Origin of the sequence: Mesorhizobium sp. M4A.F.Ca.ET.050.02.1.1 (genome assembly GCF_003997725.1) — a bacterium.
In the GTDB taxonomy this organism is placed as follows: Bacteria; Pseudomonadota; Alphaproteobacteria; order Rhizobiales; family Rhizobiaceae; genus Mesorhizobium.
In genome coordinates this window covers 1-2,248 of record NZ_RZSG01000898.1, presented here as the reverse complement: position 1 = coordinate 2,248, position 2,248 = coordinate 1, and the positions used below count along the sequence as shown (strand labels likewise).

Sequence of the window (2,248 nt, the reverse complement as noted above, 5' to 3'; positions counted from 1 at the left end):
TACAAAACGAAGCCGCTCGTCCATGATGCCAGTCTCTCGCCAAACCATCGCCGGGTCCTCCGGCGAGGGAGAAAACTGTCACCTATGCAATCGGTCCATTCTGTTACCTATCTATCCGGTTCGGACACCAGCCCCTTCGGGGAGAAGTGCCCGGCAGGGCGATGAGGGGCGGCGCCTGCTTCGACAATTAGCCCGGAATGCCTGGCGTCAGTTTTCCGGCCTTGGCCGTGGCAGTGGAATGCCGATTTTCGGGGTCGGCGCAAAAGCGCTTGCCGAGGCCGGCATGGCAGCCGCGCCAACCGGCACCGTCGAAGCCGCCACCGGCTGCTGCGGCTCGGCAGGCTGCTCGGCGGCCGCGATCGGCACGCCGTCGCCAGCGATCGGCACGCCGTCGCCGTGATAGGTTACGGCTTCCGCCGAAGGCGGATTCGGCGCGTCGAGCACCGCCCGGCATTCCTTCGGCAGGTTGGCCATCGTCATGATATCGCGCGCCTTCGGCGCGTCCGGATTCTTGTTGGGGCGCCACGGCTCCGCGGTGAACCACCATGCCAGCGGCTTGCCGCAGCCGTCATCGGCCGGCGTTGCTTCCTGCGCCTTGCAGCCGCGCGAGCCCGGCTGGCAGCCGATGCGCATGTGAAAATGATAGTCGTGGCCCCAGAACGGCCGGATCTTGCGCAGCCAGGAACGGTCGCCCTTCACCGTGTCGCACAGCTTCTTCTTGATGCCTGGATTGACCAGAATGCGCTCGACCTCAGGGTAGCTCGCCGCGCGCTTCAACAGTTGCGTGTGTCGCGTCGTCCACAGCGCGTCCTTCACCAGATGGGTCTTCTCGTCGACCATCAGGGTGGCGCTCATCGATTCGCGCTGCGCCATCGACAGCGGCCGGCTGGGCATCGGCGTCAGCCAGATGTCGGCGTCGAGGCCGATCTGGTGCGAGGCGTGGCCGGTCAGCATCGGTCCGCCGCGCGGCTGCGAGATGTCGCCGATCAGAAGGCCGGGCCAGCCGTCGGCATGCGCGTCGCGGGCCAGCTTCTCGATCAGCGCGATCATCGCCGGATGGCCCCAGCGGCGATTGCGCGAGGGGCGCATCACTTCCCAGCTCGGTCCGTCCATGGGGATGGCGACGCCGCCGGCGAAGCAGCCCTTGGAATAGAAGCCGAAGGATTGCGCCGCCGCCACGGCCGGCAGCTTCTTGGCGCCGAACAGGTCTTTTGCGCGCGGCTCGGCCGTCAGCGCGCCCGCCGCCAGCCCGGCCAGCGCAAGGATGGCCAGCGCCGCCGTCAGGAATGGCCGTCTGACGGGCAATGATCGCATCGAGGTCACCATGAAGCCGCATCCCTCTCCTGTCGCGCCGCCCGAGCCTCGAGAGCGGCGATGGCGCGAATCATATCACGCCCGGCGCCGCGCTTTAATCAGGAACGCTTCATCGGGCTGCGCGGCTCGCCCTCGCGCCAGCTGCCGTCGGCCCACATATGGTCGAGGGCCTCGCGGTAGTTTGGCAAGGCAAAGTGATAGCCCGCCGCCTTGATCGCGGCGTTGGAGACGCGCTTGTTCTCGCCATAGAAGGAGCGCGCCATCGGCGAAAGCTCGGCGGTCTCGAAGGCAATTTCCGGTGGCGGATCGACGCCCATCAACCCAGCGGCATAGGCGACGACATCCTGCGGCGGCGCCGGCTCGTCGTCGGTGACGTTGAAGATGCCGCCGAGATTCTTCCCGGCCAGATGCCAGAGCGCGCCGGCGATGTCATCGCAATGGATGCGGTTGAACACCTGGCCGGGCTTGACCAGCCGCCGCGCGGTGCCATCAGCCAGATTGACCAGCGCGTTGCGGCCCGGACCGTAGATGCCGGACAGGCGCAGGATCGCCACTGGCCGGCCGGTCTCCTCGCCGAGCCGCAGCCAGGCCTGCTCGGCCGCCACCCGCATCACCGAGCGTTTCGACACCGGCCGGCATTCGGCCCGCTCGTCCACCCAGCCGCCGCCATGGTCGCCATAGACGCCGACGGTGGAGAGATAGGCGATCCATTGCAGCGCCGGCATGGCTGCGATCGCCTCCCGCGCGGCGCCGAGCACCGGATCGCCGGCCTCTTCCGGCGCCACCGAGACGATGAGGTGGGTGGTCGTCTTCAGGGCCTCGCCGATCTCAGCCGTCAGCGCGCCGTCGAAGCGCATCGGCGCGATGCCGACCTGGCTGAGCGCCGCGAACTTCTCCAGCGAGCGCGTCGTGCCGTAAATCGTTGCCGCATCCC

The 2,248-nt window shown here is 68.0% G+C and carries 2 protein-coding genes; both read right to left on the bottom strand.

The genetic code is table 11. The annotated features are described in order from the left end of the window. Positions 1–207: 207 nt before the first annotated feature. Positions 208–1,326 carry a penicillin-insensitive murein endopeptidase gene (gene mepA / locus EOA33_RS32850; protein ID WP_126057295.1) on the bottom strand — a complete coding sequence of 373 codons (1,119 nt, stop codon included), beginning with the start codon at positions 1,324–1,326 and terminating at the stop codon, positions 208–210. Positions 1,327–1,412: 86 nt separating this feature from the next. Beyond that, on the bottom strand, positions 1,413–2,248 hold an 836-nt coding region (locus EOA33_RS32845; RefSeq protein ID WP_145989430.1), incomplete at its 5' end, for an SDR family oxidoreductase.